22 protein-coding genes and 2 pseudogenes are annotated in these 21399 nt (G+C 69.7%); 12 read left to right on the forward strand and 12 right to left on the reverse strand.

Features of this window, described 5'->3' with window-relative positions:
• The first annotated feature begins 204 nt into the window (after positions 1-204).
• Entirely contained in the window at positions 205-453 is a 249-nt protein-coding gene (locus tag ETD96_RS44320) for a hypothetical protein (RefSeq protein ID WP_171068780.1), read from the forward strand.
• A gap of 695 nt (positions 454-1148) precedes the next feature.
• Here the strand turns inward: ETD96_RS44320 and ETD96_RS00695 are convergent.
• From ETD96_RS00695 to ETD96_RS48015, 3 genes and pseudogenes are all read right to left on the reverse strand, one after another.
• On the reverse strand, positions 1149-1487 hold the full coding sequence (locus tag ETD96_RS00695; protein WP_138632316.1) for a hypothetical protein: 339 nt from the start codon (positions 1485-1487) through the stop codon (positions 1149-1151).
• A gap of 128 nt (positions 1488-1615) precedes the next feature.
• A complete protein-coding gene (locus ETD96_RS44325; RefSeq protein ID WP_171068781.1) occupies positions 1616-2227 on the reverse strand; it encodes a TetR/AcrR family transcriptional regulator in 612 nt (203 codons plus the stop codon).
• Positions 2228-2489: 262 nt separating this feature from the next.
• Positions 2490-2741: pseudogene (locus ETD96_RS48015) on the reverse strand (helix-turn-helix domain-containing protein); the annotation flags it as partial.
• Positions 2742-3359: 618 nt separating this feature from the next.
• Here ETD96_RS48015 and ETD96_RS00710 point away from each other — a divergent pair.
• Positions 3360-3563, forward strand: a complete 204-nt coding sequence (locus ETD96_RS00710) for a DUF1918 domain-containing protein (protein WP_138632322.1) — start codon at positions 3360-3362, stop codon at positions 3561-3563.
• Between the two features lie 85 nt (positions 3564-3648).
• On the opposite strand, the gene ETD96_RS00715 is transcribed toward ETD96_RS00710, so the two are convergent.
• Positions 3649-5004 carry a nicotinate phosphoribosyltransferase gene (locus tag ETD96_RS00715; RefSeq protein ID WP_138632325.1) on the reverse strand — a complete coding sequence of 452 codons (1356 nt, stop codon included), beginning with the start codon at positions 5002-5004 and terminating at the stop codon, positions 3649-3651.
• Between the two features lie 313 nt (positions 5005-5317).
• Between ETD96_RS00715 and ETD96_RS00720 the strand changes: the two genes are divergently transcribed.
• Positions 5318-5575, forward strand: coding sequence for a histidine kinase (locus ETD96_RS00720; protein ID WP_171068782.1), 258 nt, complete (start codon positions 5318-5320; stop codon positions 5573-5575).
• 76 nt (positions 5576-5651) lie between these two features.
• On the opposite strand, the gene ETD96_RS00725 is transcribed toward ETD96_RS00720, so the two are convergent.
• The 3 genes from ETD96_RS00725 to ETD96_RS00735 all read right to left on the reverse strand — a co-directional run bounded on the left by ETD96_RS00725 (position 5652) and on the right by ETD96_RS00735 (position 8359).
• Positions 5652-6302: a CBS domain-containing protein gene (locus ETD96_RS00725; RefSeq protein WP_205719039.1), complete on the reverse strand. Its 651-nt coding sequence runs from the start codon at positions 6300-6302 to the stop codon at positions 5652-5654.
• Between the two features lie 193 nt (positions 6303-6495).
• Positions 6496-7341 (reverse strand): universal stress protein, encoded by an 846-nt coding sequence (locus ETD96_RS00730; RefSeq protein WP_138632334.1) that lies wholly within the window; start codon positions 7339-7341, stop codon positions 6496-6498.
• A gap of 133 nt (positions 7342-7474) precedes the next feature.
• Positions 7475-8359 (reverse strand): universal stress protein, encoded by an 885-nt coding sequence (locus ETD96_RS00735; RefSeq protein WP_138632337.1) that lies wholly within the window; start codon positions 8357-8359, stop codon positions 7475-7477.
• Between the two features lie 459 nt (positions 8360-8818).
• Between ETD96_RS00735 and ETD96_RS00740 the strand changes: the two genes are divergently transcribed.
• The 4 genes from ETD96_RS00740 (at position 8819) to ETD96_RS00755 (ending at position 12765) form a co-directional block, all read left to right on the forward strand.
• Complete coding sequence (locus ETD96_RS00740) at positions 8819-10411, forward strand: DUF1254 domain-containing protein (RefSeq protein WP_205719040.1); 1593 nt, start codon at positions 8819-8821, stop codon at positions 10409-10411.
• A 195-nt stretch (positions 10412-10606) separates the two neighbouring features.
• Positions 10607-12031, forward strand: a complete 1425-nt coding sequence (locus ETD96_RS00745; protein ID WP_171068783.1) for a DUF1254 domain-containing protein — start codon at positions 10607-10609, stop codon at positions 12029-12031.
• Positions 12032-12041: 10 nt separating this feature from the next.
• Entirely contained in the window at positions 12042-12230 is a 189-nt protein-coding gene (locus ETD96_RS00750; protein ID WP_138632343.1) for a hypothetical protein, read from the forward strand.
• A gap of 283 nt (positions 12231-12513) precedes the next feature.
• Positions 12514-12765 carry a DUF1876 domain-containing protein gene (locus ETD96_RS00755; protein WP_138632346.1) on the forward strand — a complete coding sequence of 84 codons (252 nt, stop codon included), beginning with the start codon at positions 12514-12516 and terminating at the stop codon, positions 12763-12765.
• A 328-nt stretch (positions 12766-13093) separates the two neighbouring features.
• Here the strand turns inward: ETD96_RS00755 and ETD96_RS00760 are convergent, their stop codons facing one another.
• Both ETD96_RS00760 and ETD96_RS00765 read right to left on the reverse strand, forming a co-directional pair.
• Positions 13094-13300, reverse strand: a complete 207-nt coding sequence (locus tag ETD96_RS00760; RefSeq protein WP_138632349.1) for a hypothetical protein — start codon at positions 13298-13300, stop codon at positions 13094-13096.
• Between the two features lie 482 nt (positions 13301-13782).
• On the reverse strand, positions 13783-14079 hold the full coding sequence (locus tag ETD96_RS00765; protein ID WP_138632351.1) for a hypothetical protein: 297 nt from the start codon (positions 14077-14079) through the stop codon (positions 13783-13785).
• A 174-nt stretch (positions 14080-14253) separates the two neighbouring features.
• On the opposite strand from ETD96_RS00765, the gene ETD96_RS00770 reads away from it, so the two are divergent.
• The 5 genes and pseudogenes from ETD96_RS00770 to ETD96_RS48020 form a co-directional block, all read left to right on the forward strand.
• Positions 14254-15468 carry an NAD(P)/FAD-dependent oxidoreductase gene (locus tag ETD96_RS00770; protein WP_138632354.1) on the forward strand — a complete coding sequence of 405 codons (1215 nt, stop codon included), beginning with the start codon at positions 14254-14256 and terminating at the stop codon, positions 15466-15468.
• A gap of 215 nt (positions 15469-15683) precedes the next feature.
• The gene (locus tag ETD96_RS00775) at positions 15684-15914 is read left to right on the forward strand and encodes a hypervirulence associated TUDOR domain-containing protein (protein WP_138632357.1); all 231 of its coding nucleotides are present in this window, start codon (positions 15684-15686) and stop codon (positions 15912-15914) included.
• 241 nt (positions 15915-16155) lie between these two features.
• Entirely contained in the window at positions 16156-16557 is a 402-nt protein-coding gene (locus tag ETD96_RS00780; RefSeq protein WP_240807048.1) for an RNA polymerase sigma factor, read from the forward strand.
• Positions 16558-17046: 489 nt separating this feature from the next.
• Complete coding sequence (locus ETD96_RS00785; RefSeq protein WP_138632360.1) at positions 17047-17961, forward strand: universal stress protein; 915 nt, start codon at positions 17047-17049, stop codon at positions 17959-17961.
• Positions 17894-18202, forward strand: a pseudogene (locus tag ETD96_RS48020) (hypothetical protein); the annotation flags it as partial. The gene ETD96_RS00785 and the pseudogene ETD96_RS48020, both read left to right, overlap by 68 nt.
• Positions 18203-18498: 296 nt before the next feature.
• On the opposite strand, the gene ETD96_RS00795 reads toward ETD96_RS48020, so the two are convergent.
• The 3 genes from ETD96_RS00795 to ETD96_RS00805 are packed head-to-tail and all read right to left on the reverse strand — an operon-like array spanning position 18499 to position 21391.
• Positions 18499-19626, reverse strand: coding sequence for a 4Fe-4S dicluster domain-containing protein (locus ETD96_RS00795; protein ID WP_138632363.1), 1128 nt, complete (start codon positions 19624-19626; stop codon positions 18499-18501).
• A complete protein-coding gene (locus ETD96_RS00800) occupies positions 19623-20123 on the reverse strand; it encodes a hydrogenase maturation protease (protein WP_138632366.1) in 501 nt (166 codons plus the stop codon). Before ETD96_RS00800 ends, ETD96_RS00795 begins: the two co-directional genes overlap by 4 nt.
• Entirely contained in the window at positions 20120-21391 is a 1272-nt protein-coding gene (locus tag ETD96_RS00805; protein ID WP_240807050.1) for a Ni/Fe hydrogenase subunit alpha, read from the reverse strand. Before ETD96_RS00805 ends, ETD96_RS00800 begins: the two co-directional genes overlap by 4 nt.
• Positions 21392-21399: the final 8 nt, after the last annotated feature.

Here is a 21399-nt window from a genome sequence, read left to right on the forward strand (position 1 = left end):
TGCCGCTCGACATGCGGCTTCCTGGACCGGCCCCACCCCCGGCGGCGCGCCCGTCATGATCACGTCGCCGGGCTCCAGCCGCATGACCCGGGGCATGCGTACGCCGTCAACGAATCCGCGCCGGATCTTGTTCGAGGGTATGGCCGGACAGCACGCGACCGTGAGGATCCGTTGGACCGCGTGAGGCGCCTGCGTCAGGTACCAGTGCGCGAACTCGTGCCATTGCGGCAGCGGCACCTGCCCGGCGGCGAACCGGCCGTCCTCGGCATCTGCCACGATCCCGTGGGCGCGCAGCCGCTGATCGGCCTCGGTGACCGCCGACCGCGCAACTGCGAGGTTGCCGTGCCGGCGGGCGTCGACGGCGAAGACCGGGCGCCGTCCGGGCCGGAAGCCGCGAAGAAGGTGCGGACCACCGCCAGCTCCTCATCCTGCCATCCCGGACCGACCACGTAGTCGCGTCCCACCCTTACCAGCTCGTCGATCCGGTCGGCTGACACCGTGCATTCCCCCAGGTGAGGTCTGGCCTGGCCCGGGGAGGTGAAGCTGTTGTACCGCCCGAGTCGGTGCGGCACATCCGGCCATGGCGTATAGACGGTCCCGTGTCGCCGCGCTGGTGTCTCACCATCACCCGGGTCGGCGCCGATCACGGCCTCGGTGTATTCGCGGGTCAAGGCGTCCAGTTCGTCGTTGGTCACGTACTTGCTGAAGGAGAGGGGGAGTGTTGGGCTCCCGAGCGCCCCACCCGTGAACCTCCAGGTCGAACCCGAAGAGCAATGCCTCGGGGTCGATCGACGACAGCTCGACGCCACCCCCGGTGCCCACCGTACGACGCCGGTCGACGTGCCGCCTCGCCCCGACCGTGGCGGTGCCCCTCTTCTCCTGGCCGGACTCGTCCAGAATCGCGACCGCATCACCGTCATCGTGTCCCACTTCGCGCGTTGCAGCGGGTCTGCATCTTGTCCGGTGTCGCATCGCCCGCATGCTCGGACGAGATCCGCGACCTGCTCCGGCGAACGGGAGATCTAGATGCGGCTCCTACGGCCCGCGCTCGAATGACCGGCCGCCGCGCAGGTGCGATCGCAGCGCCCGCGCCGCATCACCGAAGACCGCGAGCTCCGCGATCTGGCGTCCCGCCTGCGCGCCGCCGGTTAGGGCGCACGCGACGTCTTGAAGAGGCTGAGGAGGTGCTGCGCCGCCTTCTTCACCTCTCGCCCGGCGCCCATCGGCGGCCGCGTGCCCACGTACCGGCCCCAGCCGGGAGACACGTTGTACTTGGTCCCGTTCATGGTGAGGCAGACGACCTGGCCGCGGCTGAAGCGGACCGGGGCGGCGACGATGGCGCCGAGCGGCGCCTGGTCAATCGATTCCTGCCGGTTGCCGAGGAGCATGAGCATCCCCTCCCCCACGACGATGTAACCGTGCTGGGCGAGGGGACGCAGGCCGATGCCGATCTGCACCTCGTCGAAGACGAGCGTCTGGTTGGTCATCCGGGGGGCTCCTGGGGTTCGGAGGTCGCACTCCGTGCTCTTGCTGGTCGACGCCGGCCGGGATCCGGCCGGAACATCGATCCTAGGGAGGGGACGGGACGCGGCGAATCTGTCGGGCGACTGGTCTTTCAGCGCGCCGCTGCTCGCCGTGCCATCTGGTGCAGGGAACGCCGGAAGCGTTTCCGGACGCCGAGATCGTCGGCGCGGCGGCGGACGCCGTCCGCCCCGACGATGCCGCCCCTGGTGAAGCTGTGAACCGCCCAGACGATCTGCCAGGTGAACAGGTCCGGGTCCACCTCGTCGTCGAGCGCCTCGCCCATCAGCTCGCTCATCAGGATGATCGGCGGCGTGCCGTACCGCGGCTCCAGGTCGGGGAAGTCGGTGGCGTCCGACATCCAGCGGTGCATCCAGATGGATGGCAGCTCCGGGTGGTCAAGGCAGTAGTCCAGGTAGCGGTCGATCAGCCGGACCATCCCCTCGGCGTCCGGGGTGAAGGCGGACGCGGCCGGGGACAGGTAGTCCATCCGCTCCCGGCTCAGCCGCTCCAGGACGGCGAGGAACACCCTGCCCTTGCCGCCGTACTCGCCGGCGACCACGGCGGCGTCGACGCCGCAGGCGTCCGCGATGATCTGCGTGGTCACCTCGTCGTACCCCAACTCGGAGAACAGCCGGGCGGCCGTCGTCAGCACCTGGTCGGGAATCCGCGCGCCGGCCGCCTCCGGTGCGCCGCGCTCCGCCATCTTCAACCCCTCGTATGCCGCATATTCCCTGCTCGAGCCCCTATTCCCGGTCTGCGGCCGGGCAACCCCGCCGGAACGGTTTGACTCAGACAATAAGTATTGAACTTTCGATGTCTTGATGCCCGGGCGAGTCCTGCAGCCGCGCGACGAGCAGCCCCCCTGACAAGGAGGAGCACTATCAGAAGCTGGGCGGCGAATGGCCGGGGCTGTCCACCGACGAGGCGGGGGCGCTGTTCGAGAAATGGCGGCAGCGCGAGGCCCGCTAGCCGGCGGGCCTCGGCTGTGCGAGAGCGCACTGGACGAGACCGAGAAACCGGAGCCGAAGTACGGCGAGGCGCGGCTCCGGGTGATGGCGGCGGGGGTCAACCCGGTGGACGTCTTCACCCGCCAGAGCATCGCGTACAACAAGATGGCTGAAGTGGTGGTACATGGCGCCGCGCGTCACCCCGGCTCGGTCGCAGATCGCGTTCAGCGACGTGCCCGAGTACCACTCGGCGGCGAACAATTCGCGCGCCGCCGCGACGAGGCCCTCGTGGTCGCCCTCGTGCGCTCCTGCTGGGTACGGCGTGCGACGTCCTTAGCGACCACCTGGAGCGCCCCGGGTTGGGTGGCCTGGACAGCTGCAACATCACCGGCGCCGGTTCCGGGTCGAGCGTCGATCTTGGACCCGGCTTCTCTTCCGCCGCCCGTGGACGCCTACGGCACCGGCCCCGTCGTCAGCCTCCGCGGCCCGGCTTCTTCCCCGGCCAGATGCTTCCGGCCGCCTCCGCCCTGTTCACCGCCGCCAGCCCCGGCCTCGCGCAGCGGCCCGGCAGGGTGGTGACGGCGTCCGGGTTGTCGAGCGGGGCGTGCGGGTGCCTCGGCCAACGCTTCGGAGACCGAACCATCCCCGCGTGCGCAGGGCCAGACACTTGTCAGACGCTGCAGCTGGGCAATGAGTCCGCCTCACGTGCGAGGCGGACGAGCGGCGCGGCGCGGTGAGACCGGACGGGACAGGCCGCATGCTCGGCGCGCCGGGGTGGGCGCCGGCGGAGTGGACCCCTTGAAGACGTAAAGAAAGTCCTTCGCCCCTGCCGCGGACGGCTGCGCCTGATGAGACTGGTGGTAGGACGATATTTCGAGAGGATCTCCGATGAAGGCGAAGAAGGGTGACTGGGTGATAGTCCGCGGCCACCAGGTCGGGGAACCGGACCGCAAGGCGTTGATCACCGAGGTGCACGGCCGGGATGGGGCACCGCCCTATGTCGTCGAATGGGACGACGGGCACACGAGCACGTTCTACCCTTCCTCGGACGCCGTCATCGAACAGCACCCGGCGACCAGTTCTCCGAGCTGAGAGCTGCCGGACCGATGCGCGGGAGGCGCAACGGGGCGCGTCCCCCCGCACGTCTCCGGCGGGTGTCTCGTAGGCACGGGGGCGGTCAGGATGCCGTGCCGCGCCGCGGTCGTCTCGCGGGCGGCATGCGGGAGGTGAGCTCCGCGCGGAGGCGGTCGCGGCAGCGCCTGAGCTCCTGGCTGAGAGTGACGGTGACGGTTTCGGGACCGCGGAACCGGATGACCTGGTCGGGCAGTGCGGCGACGTCGGCGGCGCGCCGGTCGCGGGCGGCCTGCAGCGACTCGGTGCGGGCGATGCGACGTCCGGACTCCATGACGGGGACGAGCAACGGCTCCATGTCCGCGGGGGCGGGTTCGTCGAGGAGCGTGACGAGGTCGCCCAGCGCTCCTCGGTACACCTGCTTCGCACCCGGCGCGGTGGCCTTTCCGGCGGACAATTTCATTACGGGCCTGTCACCGTAAGCCACCAGCTTGTAGGCGCTGTCCACATAGGGGGCGTCTGCGGACACCCCCATTTTCGTGCCCACACCGTAAACGTCGATGGGTGCTCGGGCGGCGGTGAGCTGGGCGATCCGGTATTCGTCCAATCCGCCGCTGGCCACGATGCGCGTCAACGCCATGCCCTCCCGGTCCAGCAGGCGCCGAGCCTGGACGGCCAGGGCGCCGAGGTCTCCGGAGTCGAGGCGGATCCCGGCGAGGTGTGCTTGTCCAGCGCGGCGGGCGGCGCGGATGGCCGCCTTGATGCCGCCGATGGTGTCGTAGGTGTCGACCAGCAGTGTGGTGCGGTCGGGGAAATCGGCGGTGAAGGCCGCGAAGGCCGCGTCTTCGTCGGGGAACGCCTCGATGTAGGAGTGGGCCATGGTGCCGGTGGCCGGTATGCCGTACCGGCGGGCGGCCTCGACATTGCTGGTGCCGGCGAAGCCGGCGATGTAGGAGGCGCGGGCGACCGCGAGCGCGGCGTCGATTCCCTGAGTACGGCGGAAGGCGAAGTCGACGACCTGTGCACCACCGGCCGCCTGCACGCATCGTTCGGCCTTGGTGGCGATCGTGGTCTGGAAGCTGATGTGGTTCAGCAGGACGGTCTCCACCAACTGCGCCTCGGCGATCGGTGCCGTGACCTCCAGCAGCGGCTCGCCTGCGAACACCACACGTCCTTCCGGGACCGCCCGGACATCACCGGTGAACCGCAGCCGTTCCAGCGCCCGAAGCGCCGTGTCGTCGAAACGCTGCTCCGTCGCGAGGTAGTCGAGATCGTCCTGGGCGAAGCGGTAGTTCTCCAGGAATGACAGGCAGTCGGCCAGCCCGCAGGTGATCAGGAAGCCGCGGCCGGGCGGAAGATTGCGGACGAACAAGCTGAATGTTGCCGGCCCGCTCAAACCTCGCCGCAGGTAGCTCGCCGCCATCGTCACTTCGTACAGGTCCGTCAACAATCCGCCCGGCATCGGCCTCAATCCTCCTCAGGGAGTAGGTGGTCCCGCCGCGCCCTCGTACGCGTCCCGTTGGAGCCTGCCCCCTTGGCGCAGGGGCAACAGCTCCGTCGGTCCCCGGCCACGGGGATTGGCTTGGCACGTGTCATCTCTGTCTCTCAAGATCGCCAAAATAGGGCAAATTGTAGTCAAGTTGACCCGTTGAGGAGGTAACGGTGTATGAAGGGATGAATGGGACATCGGAAGGCGGTTCACGATGCCTGAACGACCACGAGTTCCAGGGTCCATCTACAAGCCGTACGAGGCGGTACGGAAGACGGAGGGCGCCGTGGCCGCCACTGCCGAAGTGGCCCGCCGGCCGGGAGTTGACCCGCAGCACATCGCCTGCGACCTGACCGACCGGCTCAATCGCCGTCTGTTCGGCGTGGCGTTTCGCTTGCAGGATGCGCTAGCTCACATCCAGGACCCTTACGCCGCGCAGCAGGTCCAAGCAGCTCTGGACGACTTGGACGTCGCCATCACCGAACTGCGTCGCGACATCTTCGACCTGCATACCGCATTTGAAACGCTCGTGCATCAGCGTTGATCATCTTTCCTGGCCGCCCCCGACTTTGCCATTCATTGCTCGGCTTCCAGTTCGCACCTCCCGCCGCGCCGGGTCTCTAGCGTCGCAGGTCTGTGCGACGCCGATGCGGGCGTACGCTGTCGTCCTCGTCGTAGTCGAGCTTGTTGATCACCCGGATGACGCCGTCGACGGAGGCTGTGAGGCGTTCGGCGATCGGGACGAGGCTCGCCAGCGGCACACGGCCTCGCAGGGTGACCACGCCGTCGCGCACACTGACCTCCACCTCGGCGGGGTCGAGCCAGAGACTCTGGACGACGATCTCGTGGGTCACCTCGTTGCGGATCTGCGCGTCCGTCTGCAAGAAGACGCGCAGCACGTCGGCGCGGCTGACAATGCCCACCGGCCGGCCGTCGCGGTCCACGACCGGGAGCCGCTTGAAACCGCGGCGGCACAAGGATCGAGCCGCCTCGGCGATCGAGGTGTCCTCGGTCGTGGTGACCGCAGGCGAACTCATGGCCTCTCCGGCCGTGGTGGCCTTGGGCGGTTCCCTCATGAGGCGCGATGTCCGGTGCGGCTCGCCGCTCTGGCCGGGCGCCGCCTTGCGGAGTAGGTCAGCCTCGGTCACCACGCCGATGACACGGCCCTCCCCGTCCACGACGGGTACCCCGCTGATCTCGCGATCGGCGAGAGCGCTGATCACGTCTTTGAAGGAGGCGTCGGGCGATACCGTCACGACATCGGAGGTCATGACCGTCCCCACTGTCGGTCGCTTCATCTTGAACGGTCTCCCTTCCAGGATGTCCCTTCGTAATCGAGGCTGGTCGGACGCCGCTGGTAGAACCAGAGGGCGAAGGTCCCGGGGCACGGGGGACATAGGCCCTGCCGGGAGCCGCACACCGGCTGCGGGCCTCCAGGCGAGCGACGCACGCGCGAGTTGAAGATCAGCGGGCCGGAACGACCGCGACCGGGCACTGCGCGTGATGCAGGACTCCGTGCCCTACGGAACCGAGTTGGGGCGAGCTCCAATGCCAGTCGTGGGTACCGACCACCAGCAGGCGGGCCTCGCGCGAGGCCTTGGCCAGCGCGGTCACCGGATGCTCCAGAACGATTTCTTCGACGACGTTGACTCCCGGATACCGCCCCCGCAGTGGTCGGCACGCATTGAGGACCTCCTTCCTCAGCTCCGCTTCGACGTGCTCGGCGTCGGAGTAACCCGCCTCCAGGAAGGTCGCGAGCGTCTGCCACGCGTGGACGATGCGGAGCCGGACACGATGGAGCGCGGCGGAGTCGAAGGCGTAGCCGAGGACCGCGCCGAGATCCCGCACCGGGTCGACACCCACGAGGATCTCGCCGCGACCGGCTGCGTCTCCGCGCACGACCACCACCGGGACGGTGGAGAGTTCGGCCATGCGCAGGCTCGTGGAGCCCAGCGGCAGTCCGGAGAAACCGCCCTGACCACGACTTCCCAGCACCAGCTCGAAAGCCTTCTCCGACTGAGCGCCCAGAGCCCGCCAGGCCTCCCCGCTCACCAGAGCGGTCGTCGTCGCGAGGTTCGGCCACCGTTCCCGGACGCGTTCGCGGGCGGCCGCCAAGATCTTCCTACCGGCCCGGGTGATGAGTTCGGCGATCTCGGCCTGCGCGATGGGCGCCGTCGCGGACGGCCAGCTCTGGAGGGCGTGGACTATGTGCAGCGGACGTTCGCGCAAGGCCGCCTCGGCCGCCGCCCAATCGAGTGCACGCGCCGACTCGTCCGAACCATCGGTGCCGATGGCGATCGGTGCGGACATCGAGCTCTCCTCATTCCGATCTGTGTAGCGGACCGTCCGGCAACGTCGGCTGTCGTGTCGTCCTCCGGTCCAGTCCCCGTGTAAAGATCCCGGCCGCGCCTCCTCTGCTTCGCTCCTCCGAAGTTCCTTCCGGCTATTCGGCCTGCTGTACCGGGACAACCGCGACCGGACAGGGGGCCTGTTGCAGCGCGGCCTGAGTGACCGGACCGAGCAGCATCTGAGGCACCGCGCCGATTCCGCGGTCGCCCACCACCAGCAGGGCGGCGCCTTGGGCGGCATCGACCAGGGCTTGACGCGGCGGGTCGACGACGAACTCGGTTTCCAGCGGCACCTTGGGGTGCTGGCGTCGCCACGGCGCGACGGCCTGGTCGAACCGCGCCATCGCCTCGCTCCTGATCACCTGTGGATCCGTGAAGGGGACGCGGTCCGGGCCGGGGAGCACTGCCGGGTCCCACCAGCTGCATACCGCCGTCACCGACGCCTTCCGCAACGCGGCCTCCTGGAAGGCGAAACCGAGGGCCGCCGCACTGGCCGGCGAGCCGTCCACGCCGACCACCAGCCGCCCACCGTGCCCCCCGGCCTGCGGTAGGCCTGACCGTACGACGATGACTGGCCGGGCAGCGAGGGCGGAGACCTGCACAGCGGTGGAGCCCACTGACAGGCCCTCGGACCCGCCGTGGCCCCGCGCCCCGAGTACGACCAGTTCGGCGTCACGGGCGGCCTGCTGCAGCACGGCGCCAGGCCAGCCGCGCTCCAGCCGCCAGTGGACGTCCATGTCCTCGGCCTGGGCATGGGCCTTGCGCACGCCCTCATCCGCCACGATCGCGGCCGCTGCACGGAAGATCTCGAGGGTGTCGTCGTCCGGCGGGCGAGACGGGTAGGGCCAGTGCCAAGCATGGCAGACGGTGAGGGGAGCGCGGCGGAGTTCAGCCTCCGCCACCGCCCAATGCAGGGCCTGCTCGCCGGCGGGTGAGCCGTCGTACCCGACGAGGACGGTTCCCCCGTGATCATCGCTCATTCGTCGCCTCCTCCCGGGGGATGTGTCCAGCCTCGCCTGACGGAAACGGACTAGACGTCCGCCCCCGATGCCGCGAGGGACTCCTTGACTCGGCCTTCCGCCTTCGAATTGGATTGTCACCGGCCCCGCAGCCGTGGCGGTGGGCTGCGATGTGTCGGTCTGGTAGGACCAGGGCCACGCGCTCGGCCCACGACCACGCCGCCCGGCACCGACACCGAGGCTCTGTCGCGACCGCTGGGCCGGGTGCCGGTCCCGGACGACCGCATGACTCCCTGGCGCACCCGGTAAACACCGAGCATTCTTCTTCCGACATCACTCCTTGCTGCTTCGGGCTCGGCATCCCCACAGCCTGTGGAGTAACAAAAGATCAATGGCTCAGGAAACCGCGTTTATTAGTGGTCTGCGGCAGGTACGGCTCGTGGTCGAGAGGTGACCTCTCCAAAGAGACGGAGCGATGCCTTGCAGCAAGCCGAGCGGATCTCGCCTCAGGTCATGGAGTCGCTCTCGACGCCCGAGCGGGTAGAGACGCATCTGGGCACTCTGGAGTTCCCGCTGGGGAGGCCCACCGAAGAGACCGCCGACCGCGTCTACGACCATCTGGACCACATGCACGCCGTCCGGGGGTTCCTCGACGCGTACTCCGGGGTCAGCATGTGGGCGGCGCGCAGGGGCTTCCTTGAGGCCGGGGTCAGAGACCACGACGTCCTGCTCTTCTCGGAGTTCATGGATCCCGAGACGCTCGTGCTGACAGGGAATGCGGACACCGTCTATTTTGTGACATTTCTTGACCTGACTGAGGGGCCGCTGGTGGTGGAAATGCCGCCTCTCTCCCTCTGTTTTGTCAATGACATGTGGTACCGCTGGGTCGCCGACCCCGGCATGGCCGGGCCGGACCGCGGGGCAGGCGGCAGGTACCTCTTCGTGCCGCCCGGTTACGAGGGTCCTCTTCCGGAGGGCGGCTTCTTCATACGGCCAACCCGTACCACGCGGCTCCTTCTGGGCGGGCGAGCGTTCCTGGAGGGCGACGACCCGAAGCCGGCGGTCCAGCGCATCAAGGAGGGGCTGCGCATCCACCGCTACGTCCCCGGGTTCTTCGGGACCAGCATCGGGGAGATCGTCACAGGGGGCACGGCCCCTCCGCCGCCGTGGACCGCCCAAACGTGGACCGCCGCGCTCCGCAGGCCCGACCCGCCGCGCTTCGTCGAGGGCACCGGGTTCCCCGTGAACACGGTCCCACCCTCCGACGCGACGTACTTCGACTTCGCGAGCGAGCTCGTGCACGATCAGCCGGCCGAGGCGCTCGATGCCGAGATCGCCGGTGCCCTGGCCGCGATCGGGATCGCGAAGGGCCGTCCCTTCCAGCCGGATCCGCGAATGCGGAAGATCCTCGCCGAAGCGGCCGCGGTGGGGAACGCCACGGCCCGTACCCTCGCCTGCCGCCCCCGCCCGGCTGAGGGGGCGCATTTCTACGGTGCGCCCTCCCAGTGGATCAACGGCCTGCTGGTGTCCGGCCACGATTTCATGACCCCGCCCCCGGACATCACCGACTGCGGCCTCGAACTCCGTGCGAGCGACGGCGCCCGCAAGCTCAACCTGCGGACCTGGTGGTGGTATCTGGGCGTGGGCATCAGCCCGGCGTTCACCGCACCGTTGCCCGACATCGGCTCGCAGTACCTGTTCGCGTTCGCGGACCGGCAGGACCGCGCCCTCGACGGAGGCCGGCACTACCGCTTGGTGCTTCCGCCGGACATTCCCGCTGCCCGTTTCTGGTCGTGCACCGTCTACGACAACCAGACCCGCTCGATGCTCTCCACGCCGCAACGCTTCCCGCGGGCCGGCAGCCAGGACTATCCGACCCCGGCGGCGGCCGCCGCCGCGGATGGCACGACCACGGTGCACTTCGGGCCCGACTGGCCCGACCGCGTGCCGGAGGGCAACTGGATCCAGACCGTGCCGGGCAGAGGATGGTTCGTGGTCCTGCGGTTGTACAGCCCCCTGCGGCCATTCTTCGACAAGACCTGGCGGCCGGGTGAGGTCGAGGCGGTGGGCTGACCCGGCGCGGTGATCCGAAGACGTGACGGTCCGGACGGTGAGGTGCCAGGAGCATGAAGCCGCTGGCGTACACCGGCATCCACGGTGCCTAGAGGGCACGCGGGACGGCCGGGAGGTCCGGTTGGACGTCAGCGCGAGAACGACTGGAACGCAGCTCTCAGAGAAGTTGCTGTAGAGAGGAGCGCAGTGCCTCACATGAGCGACGCGCCCAGCCCGGGCATATCAGTTGAGACCCTCGCGTCGATCAGCGTCCCGGATCGGCTGGAGACGGTCTTCGGCGCGATGGACTTCTTCGACGGCATGCCCCTGCCCGACACGGTCATCCGGAGCTATGACGGGCTCGACCTGCTGCGGGGGATCGAGGTCTTTCTCAACTGCCTGCCCGGCGCCGCGATGGTGGCCATGCGGCGCGGGCTGCGGAGCCTCGGTATCGACTCCCGCACGATCGGCTACACGGCCCCGCGGTGCGGTTCGGCCCCCCTGTTGCTCACGGCGAACACCGAAACCGCGTACGGGCTGGCCTTCCTGGCGCTCGATCGGGACGGCCCGACGGTGATCGAGGTGCCGGAGGGCTCGCTGAGCGTTGTCGGCGACTTCTGGCAGCACTACGTCGCCGACATGGGGATCGCCGGACCCGACGAGGGCAGGGGAGGCAAGTACCTCTTCCTGCCCCCCGGCTATGACGGCGACGTCCCGGACGGCTACTTCACCTCGCGGTCGCCGACCTTCGCCTGCTGGGCGACGTTTCGCTCGCTGGGCGGTGTCGAGAGCCTCCTCAAGACGCGGATGTACCCGCTCTCTGCCGCGGCCGACCCGGCCGAGCAGCGCTTCGTCAACGTCGCCGACTCCGTCTTCAACACGGTCCCCGCCAACGACTTCTCGTTCTTCGGGGAGGTGGACGAGATCGTTCAGGAGGAACCGCCCGAGGCACTGGACCCCGAGCGCGCGGGACAACTCGCCTCGATCGGCATCGTGCCAGGCGAGCCCTTCGGGCCGGACGACCGGATGCGCTCGATCCTCGCCGCCGCGGCGCGGGTCGGGTCGGGCCTCGTGCGGACGCTGACCTTCAAACCTCGCGACCCAAGTTTCTATTACTACCCGGGCAGTTCGTGGAAGAACATGTTCCCCTCGGGGAGCCACGAGTTCCTCTCGCCGCAGGGTGCGCGCCTGCTGGACGCCCGCGCCATGTACCATCACGCGGCGATCGTGGTCACGCCGGCGATGGCGACGGCGGCGGTCGGGGCCGGATCGCAGTACGCCTACACGGCAGAGGACTCCGCCGGCGCCTGGCTCGACGGCGGGAAGAGCTACACGCTCACCCTACCCAAGGACATCCCGGCGAAGGACTTCTGGGCCGTCGACGTCTACGACCCCCAGACCCGGTCGCTGCTGCGCACCGACGACCCCTACCCGAGCGTGAACAGCCTCTCGGACGCCGTGCGGGCCGAGGACGGCGGCGACACGGTCGTCCACTTCGGCCCGACCGCGCCGCCGGGCAGAGAGACGAATTGGATCCAGACGGTCCCCGGCAAGGGATGGTTCGTCGTCCTGCGGCTCTACGGTCCGCTCGAAAGCTGGTTCGACCAGCGCTGGCGGCCGGGCGAGGTCGAACCGGCGTGAGGTGGAGGCCGTGGGCGAGGCGATCGGTCAGGTGCTGTCGTACGGCGTCGGAGTGGCGCTGAGCCCGTTCCCGATCATCGGTGTGATGCGATGGACGCCGGCCCGAACGCGGCTCGTCGAAGGGACCGTGAGCAGGCGCCCCAGCACTGTTTCGACGTTCTCGCGCGTCACCCCGCCGGGCAGAAAGGATGCTCCGTAATGCCACCGCCGAGGGCTGATGGCAGCGCAAGCGCGACGTCGCCGAGGCAGAGGAGGAGGGCGCATTCCGCACAGGGCCTTCGGGTCGGTCGGCGAGGACCATCGGGTGCTTCTGGCGCCGTCAGGACTCGAAGGATGCGGCGGGGCCGTGCGGGCTCGTCTGCGGCCATGGTCTTCGACGGGGCGTTGGTCGCCCGTGCGGGGGACGTTAGCCCCTGGGGCGGTCGGCGGCACCTGCCGACGATGGAGATGGAGGCCGATGCGTTCAGGTGAGGAGGTTCATCATGGAGACCAAGGAGTGGAGCGTGGAGCTCTACATCAGCGAGGACGCCACGGACACCGACGTGCGCGCGGTGCTGTTCAGCGGCCGTGACCAGAAGACCACTGGGCACGGGCACGCTCGCCGCAACCCGGCCGACCGCCGGATTCCGGAGATCGGTGACGAACTGGCCGTCGCCCGGGCGCTGGCGGACCTCGCCGATCGTCTGCACGGGCTCGCCAGCGAGGACATCGCCGAACTCGCAGGGCCGGTGTGAAACCGAGCTCACGGGAACATTCCGGACCGGGCTCGGCTAGGCCGCCCGAGAGGGCGACGCGGCGGCCCGCCTCTTGCGGTGCCCGCCGTCGCGACGCGGGCACCGCGAAGGCTCTCTAGGGGAGCTTCCCTGAACGCTTGCGGACCTGGCGAGCAGTTCGCGAAAGCCGCGCGTCGCTGCGGCCAGTACGACATCGTTGACCGACTCCCTGGGCATGCGCCGGATGCGGTCGATCTCGTCCATCCCGGCCATGCGCCCGGACCACCGCCGGGGAGGCCCGGTGGGCCCGTTGAGCGGCGGCGTGTGAATGGGCGAATGCGGAACCGGCTCAGCGCCTGCTTTGAACCAGGGCGGCGGGGCGCCGATCACCGGAGAGACGGCGCTCCGGCCGGCCAGGGAAGAAGAATGACCGATCCGGAATCAGTGAGGACGGCGCGCAGTCGCCGTCGGTGACCAGGATGTTTGCCGGCCTCGGCGGGCCCCAGGCCTTCCAGCGCACGCCCATGCCGCCCCGGCCGGGCTCCTCGACGGTCATGAACAGGCTCTCGGAGCAGGCCGGCGGAGGACGAATTCCCGATTGAGCGAGGGGCCAAGGTCACGGCGCGATGTGCCGGGCGTCTGCTTCCGGCGCTGGTGGGCACGGCTGAAGAGGAGGGTAGCCGCTAGCTTCTGAGGACGCCGCCACTCGGACGGCGGCTGTGCTCAAGCCGCTCACGAGGTGGAACACTGATCGTCGTACCGAGCCCACTCGTCCTCCTACAAGTGGTACCGGCGCTGGTTGTGCACGGTCCCGCGTCGCGAGGTGGATCGCCGCCGACAGCCTGGACAGACCCGCTCCGATCACGACGACCGGACCGCTCGCCGCCATCAACGCCCGCCACGTGGACCGTGCACACGATGGCGGGAGTACACCGTTCCTCCATCGTTGTCCGAAAGGTCCTGCACCGTTCTTCGGAACCGGGCGGCCAATCGGTGACACGGTCCATGAAGGCGCGGCCGGGTGGGGCTCGCCGCGATTCACCGCATGGTGGCGGATTGCGATGCGGAAACCCTTTCGTCCGAAGAGATCTGCCGCCCGGATGCCTCGCGTGCGGCCTGATCCCGCGTTTCCTCCATCCGAAGGGCGATGCCCATGGCGAAGAAGGTCGGGGCCCATTCACCGACGAAGATGCCCCAGCGGTCGGCGCGCTCCAGCCCCGCGTCCTCAAGTCGCTTGGACGCCGCCCAGGAGGCGAAAGCCAGGCCGACCGAGGCGATGCCCGCCGTGTACATGAAATTGGACCGGATGCCCATCTTGTGCAGTGTGTTGATCATTTCTCCCCCTTGGTCGATCCGCCCGTACCCCCCTCTTACCTGCACAAGCGCGACCCAAGTAGATTTTGCCCACCATGCACAATCCGATGGCACCGCCTCCGGCGGCCGGGGTAGAGGCGTTTATCGCGGGCATGGTGACGGACGGATCGCGGCCACAAAGGAAAGCGGGGGCGAATGTCCGATGGCGTGATCGTCGTGGGGGCGGGTCTGTCCGGGCTGGCCTGTGCGGTGCGGCTGCACCGGGCCGGTATGCCGGTGCGGGTGCTGGAGGCGTCGGACGGAGTCGGCGGCCGGATGCGCACGGATGTCGTGGAGGGCTTCCGCCTGGACCGAGGTTTCCAGGTCTTCAACACCGCCTACCCGGAGGCCCGGCGCGTTCTTGACCTCAAGGCCCTGGACCTGCGGTCGTTCGCTTCCGGGCTGCTGGTCTTCCATGAGGGAGGGCGCGAACGCGTGATGCTGCCGTGGAGGCATCCCGAGCACGCGCTGAGCGGCGCCCTCGCCGACGTGGGGTCCGTCCGGGACAAGGCCGCGCTGGCGGCGATGACCGCTCGCGACCTGGCCGTCCCGGGGTCCTGGGTCCGTGACGGTGCCGAACGCGACACGAGCGAGGAGCTCCGCCACTGGGGCATCTCGGAGGAGATGATCGAGAAGCTGCTGCGCCCGTTCTTGGCCGGGGTGCTGCTGGAGCGCGAGCTGGAGACCTCCAGCCGCTTCTTCCATCTGATCTGGCGGTCCTTCGCGCGCGGCACCATCTGTGTCCCCGCGCGGGGAATGGGCCGGGTACCGGAGCAACTCGCCGCCCGGCTCCCGGACGGGGCGGTGTCGCTCGGCACGCCCGTCCGGCGGATCACCGACGAGGGAGTGGAGACCGGCAGCGGCGAGGGGATCGACGCCGGCACCGTGGTCATCGCAGCCGACCCGGCCGGCGCCGCCGAACTCGAACCCGAGATCGAGGCACCGGTGATGCGTCCGGTCACGACCTTCTACCACGTGGCCCCCGAATCTCCGCTGAAGGAGCCCGTCCAAATCCTGGACGCCGAAGGGATCATCACCGACACGCTCGTCCTGACCGACGCAGCACCCGAGTACTCCCCAGACGACCGCGCGCTCATCTCGACGTCCGTGCTCGGCATCGACACCGGCGAGGCGCTGGTGCGTGACCGGCTGACCGAGATCTACGGCGACACCGCAGACTGGCGGCACATCGCCTCGTACCGGGTCGAGGCCGCCCTTCCGGCGATGCCGCCGCCTCTGCCGCTGCGGCGTCCGGTCCGGTTGCGCACCGGCCGGTACATCTGCGGCGATCACCGCGATACCGGGTCCATCCAGGGCGCCCTGGTATCGGGACGGCGAGCCGCTGAAGCCATCCTGGCCGACCTGACCTGAGCCGTCCACCGGGGTCCGGCTATCGCGCAAGCGCCGCAACCTCCTGCGGGCGACGGTGCGACCGTGGACGGATCGGCGACGGTGAAGGTCAGCCACGAATGGGTGTCAAAGGCGAACTCAAAGCGTTCGGCAGCGGATTCTGGAGCATCTCAAGCCCTTGTTGACCAGGTCTTTCGTGGTGACTGCCGCGCCCGGGGACGGGTAGAGCGACGCACATGGAAGACAAGAAGAAGGAACCCGCCGTGGGCGACAAGGTCACATGGCGCAGCCACGGCTCTACGCCCGAGGGCTGGGTGGAGAAGAAGGTCACCGACCGTCGTGAGGAGGTCGGCCGCACCGTCGCGGCCTCACCTGAGGAACCGCAGTATGTAGTGCGGAGCGAAAAGAGCGGCAAGAAGGCCGTCCACAAGGGCTCGGCGCTCCGCAAACGCAAGGGCTCCAACTAAGCGCCGACGAGGAGGCGGCAGCCGAGTTCGGCAAGGCCGTGAACACGGCGGCCGAGGGATCGGCAGCTGGTGCACGCCACCTCCGGTGATGGCCTTCTCCGAAGTCGTCACCCAACTGACGGGTCCCCGCTCGCCTGGCGTTCGGTGCAAGGTTCGTTCGCATTGCACTGCCCTGCCACGGCTTCTCTGCGCCTTGCCCATGAACGAGTTCTGAATCGGTTTCCATGGGCATCGGGACCGCATGACACTGGAGCAGCGGCTCGCGCAAGGCAGTGAGGCGGCGCTGAACGAGTGCTATGCCGCGCTCGGCCCTCTGGTCCGTCGCCGTGCGGGAAGGCTTGTACCCGACCATGCTGTGGACGACGTCGTCCGGTTGGTCTTCCTGGAGGTCTGGCGATCACTCGGGCGCTTCGACCCGGCACGCGGCCTTGAGCCGTGGGTCCTGGCCTTCGCCCGGAGACGGGCCATCGACCAGCTGCGGGTCGAAGCGCGGCACTCCCGGCGCTCGGTGCCGCTCGAGGACACCATCGGCGTGCCCGACGCCACCTCCGCCGTGGACGCCGCCTGCGACGCGCTCGCCGGACTGCCGGCCCCGCAGCGGCAGGCGATCGTGCTCGCTCACTTCGGACAACTGACCCAGTGAGAGATCGCCGACCGACTGGCGACCCCGCTCGGCACCGTCAAGGCATGAACCACCCGCGGGCTGCGGCGGTTGAGGGATCTGCTGTGACGTCTTCAAACCGCCGCCCGGTCCGGCGCCGGGGGCCGTCCGCGTCCCCGGCTGGCGTGCCAGGTTGCCTGCTGGGCGCGCCCGTCGCGTACAACGGCGGCTGCAGCCGCGACCGGTTCCTGACCAGACCCCGCGCCGGCCACGTCGACTGCCTGCCCGCCTGCCCGGAGATCGAGATCGGCCTCGGCGAACACGTGGTTCGTTCTCTGACTACCGCCCTCAGCGCCCGCTCTGGATGGACGCCGTATCCAGGAACGTTGTCATCGCGCGCGCAACCGTTCGTCCCGCGTCGACGCCGGATGAATCGGCGAGGTGGTGTGTTCGAGTTCCTGGCCGTTGACGGCGGCAGTGGCCGACTTCAGAGCTGCAAGGCAGGGGAACCGGAGACAAGCCTGGGGATGTATGGATCCGATCGAGTCCGGGGACGTGGGGGAGAACATGGATGCAAGCGCGATCAACGGTGTCGTGGTGGGGTACGACGGTTCGCAGAACGGCATCCGCGCCCTGGACTGGGCCGCGGACGAGGCCCGGGCCCGCGGCCTGCCCCTGACCGTGATCCACGCGTGGGAGGCCTTCATCGGAGGCTCGATGGCCATGGCGGTGGTGAACCTGGAGCCCTTGGCGCAGCAGATGCTGGACGGTGGAGTCGAGCACGTCCGGAAGCAGGCGCCCGATGTGCCGGTCCAGGGCGTCCTCGAACGCGGGCAGTCGGCTGCGAAAATGATCGAAGCCGGAAGGAACGCCGCCCTGATCGTGCTGGGGCCGCGGGGCCTCGGCGGGTTCACCGGCCTGCTGCTCGGGTCGGTCAGCGCTCAAGTGGTCGCGCATGCCTCGTGTCCCGTGGTGATCGCCAGGGACGCCCTGGACCGGCAGCCGGGGACGGAGCCGGGCCGTGCCGTGGTCGGCGTGGACGGTTCACCGGCATCCCAGGCCGCGCTGGCGACGGCGTTCGCCGAGGCCGAACTGCACGGACTGTCCCTGCACGCGGTGGCGGCCTGGGAGCCGGCGCCGTTGAAGGATCTTCCGCCGCTGGTCGACGAGACCGGCATGCGGGAGGCGGCCACGGCACGGCTGGAGCAGTTGACGGCCCCGTTGCGGGACCTTCACCCGGGAGTGGACGCGCAGGCCGAGGTCCTGGTCGGCCATCCGCGTGAAGTACTGCTGAATGCGGCGCAGGGCGCGCGTCTGCTCGTCGTCGGCTCGCGGGGGCTGGGCGGCTTCCGCGGCCTCCTGCTCGGATCGGTCAGCTATGCCCTTGTACGGCACGCGCCCTGCCCGGTGGCGGTCGTCCACGCACCCCGCAACTCCCACGGCTAGCACTCGCCCATGCCGCATCCGCACGCAGGTGATTGTCAGCGGGGCGTACCAGGGAGTTGCCGTGAGAACGGTGAACGACGGGATCTCGGCCTTCCACCTGTGGCCGCTGCCGGACGGCGGGACACGGCTGCCCGTGAGCCTGCCCAAGCAGGCGCACGACTGCGCCGGCGACCCCCATTACTTCGATCTGAACACCCTCAAAGGATCACGACTCGTCGCCGCCGTCGCCGAGTTCACCGACCGGCCCGAACCCGATCGGCCCGACCGCGTCCGCGCCCTGCTCGCCCAGGCCGGAATCATCTGGCGGCGTTGCCGTCATGGCGGGACGCCCTGGTCGAGGAGCCGATGGTCCATGACGCCGTCGCCAGTGACCTGGAACATGGTGCAGGAGGACGGTTGCCGTAAGCCCGTCGGCGGGAGGTTGGGCAGGGAGCCTTGTGACCGTCCTGCCAGCGCGTTCGACCACCGAGCGTCTCGTCCATGCGCTGCCGTCGGCGGTGCCCGCGCCGGAAGACCCCCCGGGAAGCGCCGCCTACCTCACCCCGTGGTGTCCGCCGCGGGGTCGGCGGTTTCGGCGCGCAGCGCGGCCACCTCGACGGTGAGGTCGATGCCGACCGGGCACCAGACGATGCAGCGGCCGCAGCCCACGCAGCCGGAGGAGCCGAACTGGTCGTGCCAGGTGCCGAGCTTGTGGGTGAGCCACTGCCGGTAGCGGCTCTTCGCGGACGCCCGGACGTCGCCCCCGTGCAGGTGGGAGAAGTCCGGGTCGAAGCAGGAGTCCCAGAGCTGCCAGCGCTCGGCGTGGTCGCCGGTGAGGTCGGTGGTGTCGGTCACTCTGGTGCAGAAGCAGGTCGGGCACACCATGGTGCAGTTGCCGCAGCTCAGGCAGCGTTCGGCGACATCGTCCCAGCGAGCCGCGTCCAGGCTGCCCGCCATCAGGTCGCGAAGGCCCAGGGCGGGCATCTCCCGGCCCATCCGGTCGGCGGCGGCCGTCACCTCCGCACGGGCCCGGTCCACGTCGGCGGGCTTCGCGGGTCCTGCGCGCAGGTCGTCCATGATGAGGGCGCCCGCCTCGGTGCCCACGTCCACGATGTACCGCGGCCCGTCCTCGCCGATCAGTTCGGTGAACGCGAGATCGTATCCGGGGCCCGCTTCCGGGCCGGTGCCCATGGAGACGCAAAAGCAGGTCTCACCGGGCTCGGTGCAGTTGACGGCGATGATGAGGGCGTCCCGGCGCCGTCCCGCATAGGACGGGTCGACGTGGCGGCCGCCCATCAGGACGCGGTCTTGGACGGCGATGGCGCGCAGATCGCACGGCCGGACACCGAGCAGTGCCAAGCGGGCCGGGTCGGGTGCGTGGTCCTCGGCCTCGAAGCCGTCCTCGGTCCGGCGCGCCTCCCACAGCTTGACTCTTGACCGGTGCAGGAAGGGTTTCCAGGACTGGGGCCCGGCAGCGTGAGCGAAAGCGGCGCCGTCCCCCCTGCGGCGCAGCCGGTAACCGCCGGGGCTCAGCCGGACGCCCCATCCGTACGGCAGGTGTTCGACCGAGTCCAGTTCCGCCAGGACGATGGCGTCGTCGCGGACGGTCGGGCCGATGACGGTGTACCCGGCTCGGCGGAGCGCGGCATGGAGAAGACTGAGGTCGGTCAGTTCCAGTGTGTTCATGGCGAGTGGTCCTCCTTCCAGCGCGGGTGTCCGGCGGTCGATCCGGCCGGCTCCTTCCCGCCGGGTGCCAGTGCGACGGCCAGCCGGTCGGCGACGGCGGTGACAGCGGCCGCCACCCCGGGGCTCAGTCCGCGGCCGAAGCCGAAATCGAGCCCCTCGATCGCCAGGACGCGCAGGCGGGCGGGCATGTGGCCGACGGCGAGCCCGAGCGCGACGGCATCGGCGAGCCCGAGCGCGTGACCGGTGACGGAGCGCGCGGCCAGAGCCGCCGTCTCCGCGCCGAGGTCGTGGATCCGCCCGGGAACGGGCGGCTCGGCGTGAACCGCGTCGACGACGATCGCCAGGTCGGCGCCCGCCCACAGTCCGATGAGGCGGGCCGGCTCGCCGTCGGTCACCGCGAGAGTCGCCCGCACCCTGCCCCGGAGCGCCTCGATCACCGCCGGCCCGGCACCGTCGTCGCGGCGGAAGTCGTTGCCCACGCCGATGACGACGGTCATGACCGCTCCACGGTGAGATCGAGGAAGTGGGTGGAGCAGGAGATGCAGGGGTCGTAGTTGCGGATCGCCTGCTCGCACTGATGGGTCAGTGCGTGGTCGTCGAGATGCAGGTGGGCCGCGACGAACCGGCGCAGGTCGTCCTCGATGGCGGCCTGGTTCTGGGACGTCGGCGGGACGATCCGCGCGGCCCGGATCAGGCCGTCCGGGCCGAGGTCGTAGCGGTGGTAGAGGACGCCGCGCGGCGCCTCGGTGACGCCGTGTCCGGTCCCCTCCCGGGGCGGCACCGGCACGGCCGGGCGGGGCGGCGGCTCATAGGCGGTGATGATCCGTAGCGCCTCGTCCACCGCGTAGACGATCTCGACCGCACGGACCAGGATGCTGCGGAACGGGTTGCGGCATTCGATGCCGAGTCCGGCCCGGTCCGCGGCCTCCAGCGCGAGGGGCGACAGCCGGTCGCGGTTGAGGGAGTAGCGGGCGAGCGGGCCGGTGAGGTACGGGCCGCCGTCGGTGAAGCGGGCGTGCAGGGCGGTCGAGTGGGGGACCTGCTCCTCGACGATGTTCCGCTCGAACTCCGCGGCGGAGAAGGAGCGTCCCGCGCTGCTGCGCAGGACGCCGCTCTCCAGCGGGTACCGTCCGGTGGACAGGGCGAGGTATTCGTGGTCATGGGCGAAGTCGGGGAACTCGAAATCCGCCGCCCATTCCACGGTGGCGAGCGCGTCGTCGCGGGCTTGGCGGAGCAACTCGGCGAGCGGGGCCAGTTCGGGGCGTGCCGACGTCCGGTGGAAGCCGCCGACACGGACGTTCACCGGATGGATCGCCCGGCCCCCCAGCACTTCCAGCAGCGTGTTGCCCGCCTTCTTCAGCCGCAGGCCCCGCTCGACGACGGCGCGGTGGTCGCGGGCCAGCTCCACCGCGCCCGGGTAGCCGAGGAAGTCGGGCGCGTGCAGCAGGTAGATGTGCAGGGCGTGGCTCTCGATCCACTCACCGCAGTACAGCAGTCGGCGCAGCTCGCTGAGGGGGCCGCCGACTGTGACTCCGCAGGCTGCCTCGATGGCCTGGCACGCGCTCATCTGGTAGGCGATGGGGCAGATGCCGCAGATCCTGGCGGTGATGTCCGGCGGTTCGGTGTGGGCGCGGCCGCGCAGGAACGCCTCGAAGAACCGCGGCGGCTCGTAGATGTCGAGCCGGACCTCCTCGACGGCCCGGCCGCGCGCCCGGACGTACATGGCGCCCTCGCCCTCGACCCGGGCGAGGGCCCCGACCTTCAATGTCCGGT

The sequence above is a fragment of the Actinomadura geliboluensis genome, assembly GCF_005889745.1.
In the GTDB taxonomy this organism is placed as follows: Bacteria; Actinomycetota; Actinomycetes; order Streptosporangiales; family Streptosporangiaceae; genus Spirillospora; species Spirillospora geliboluensis.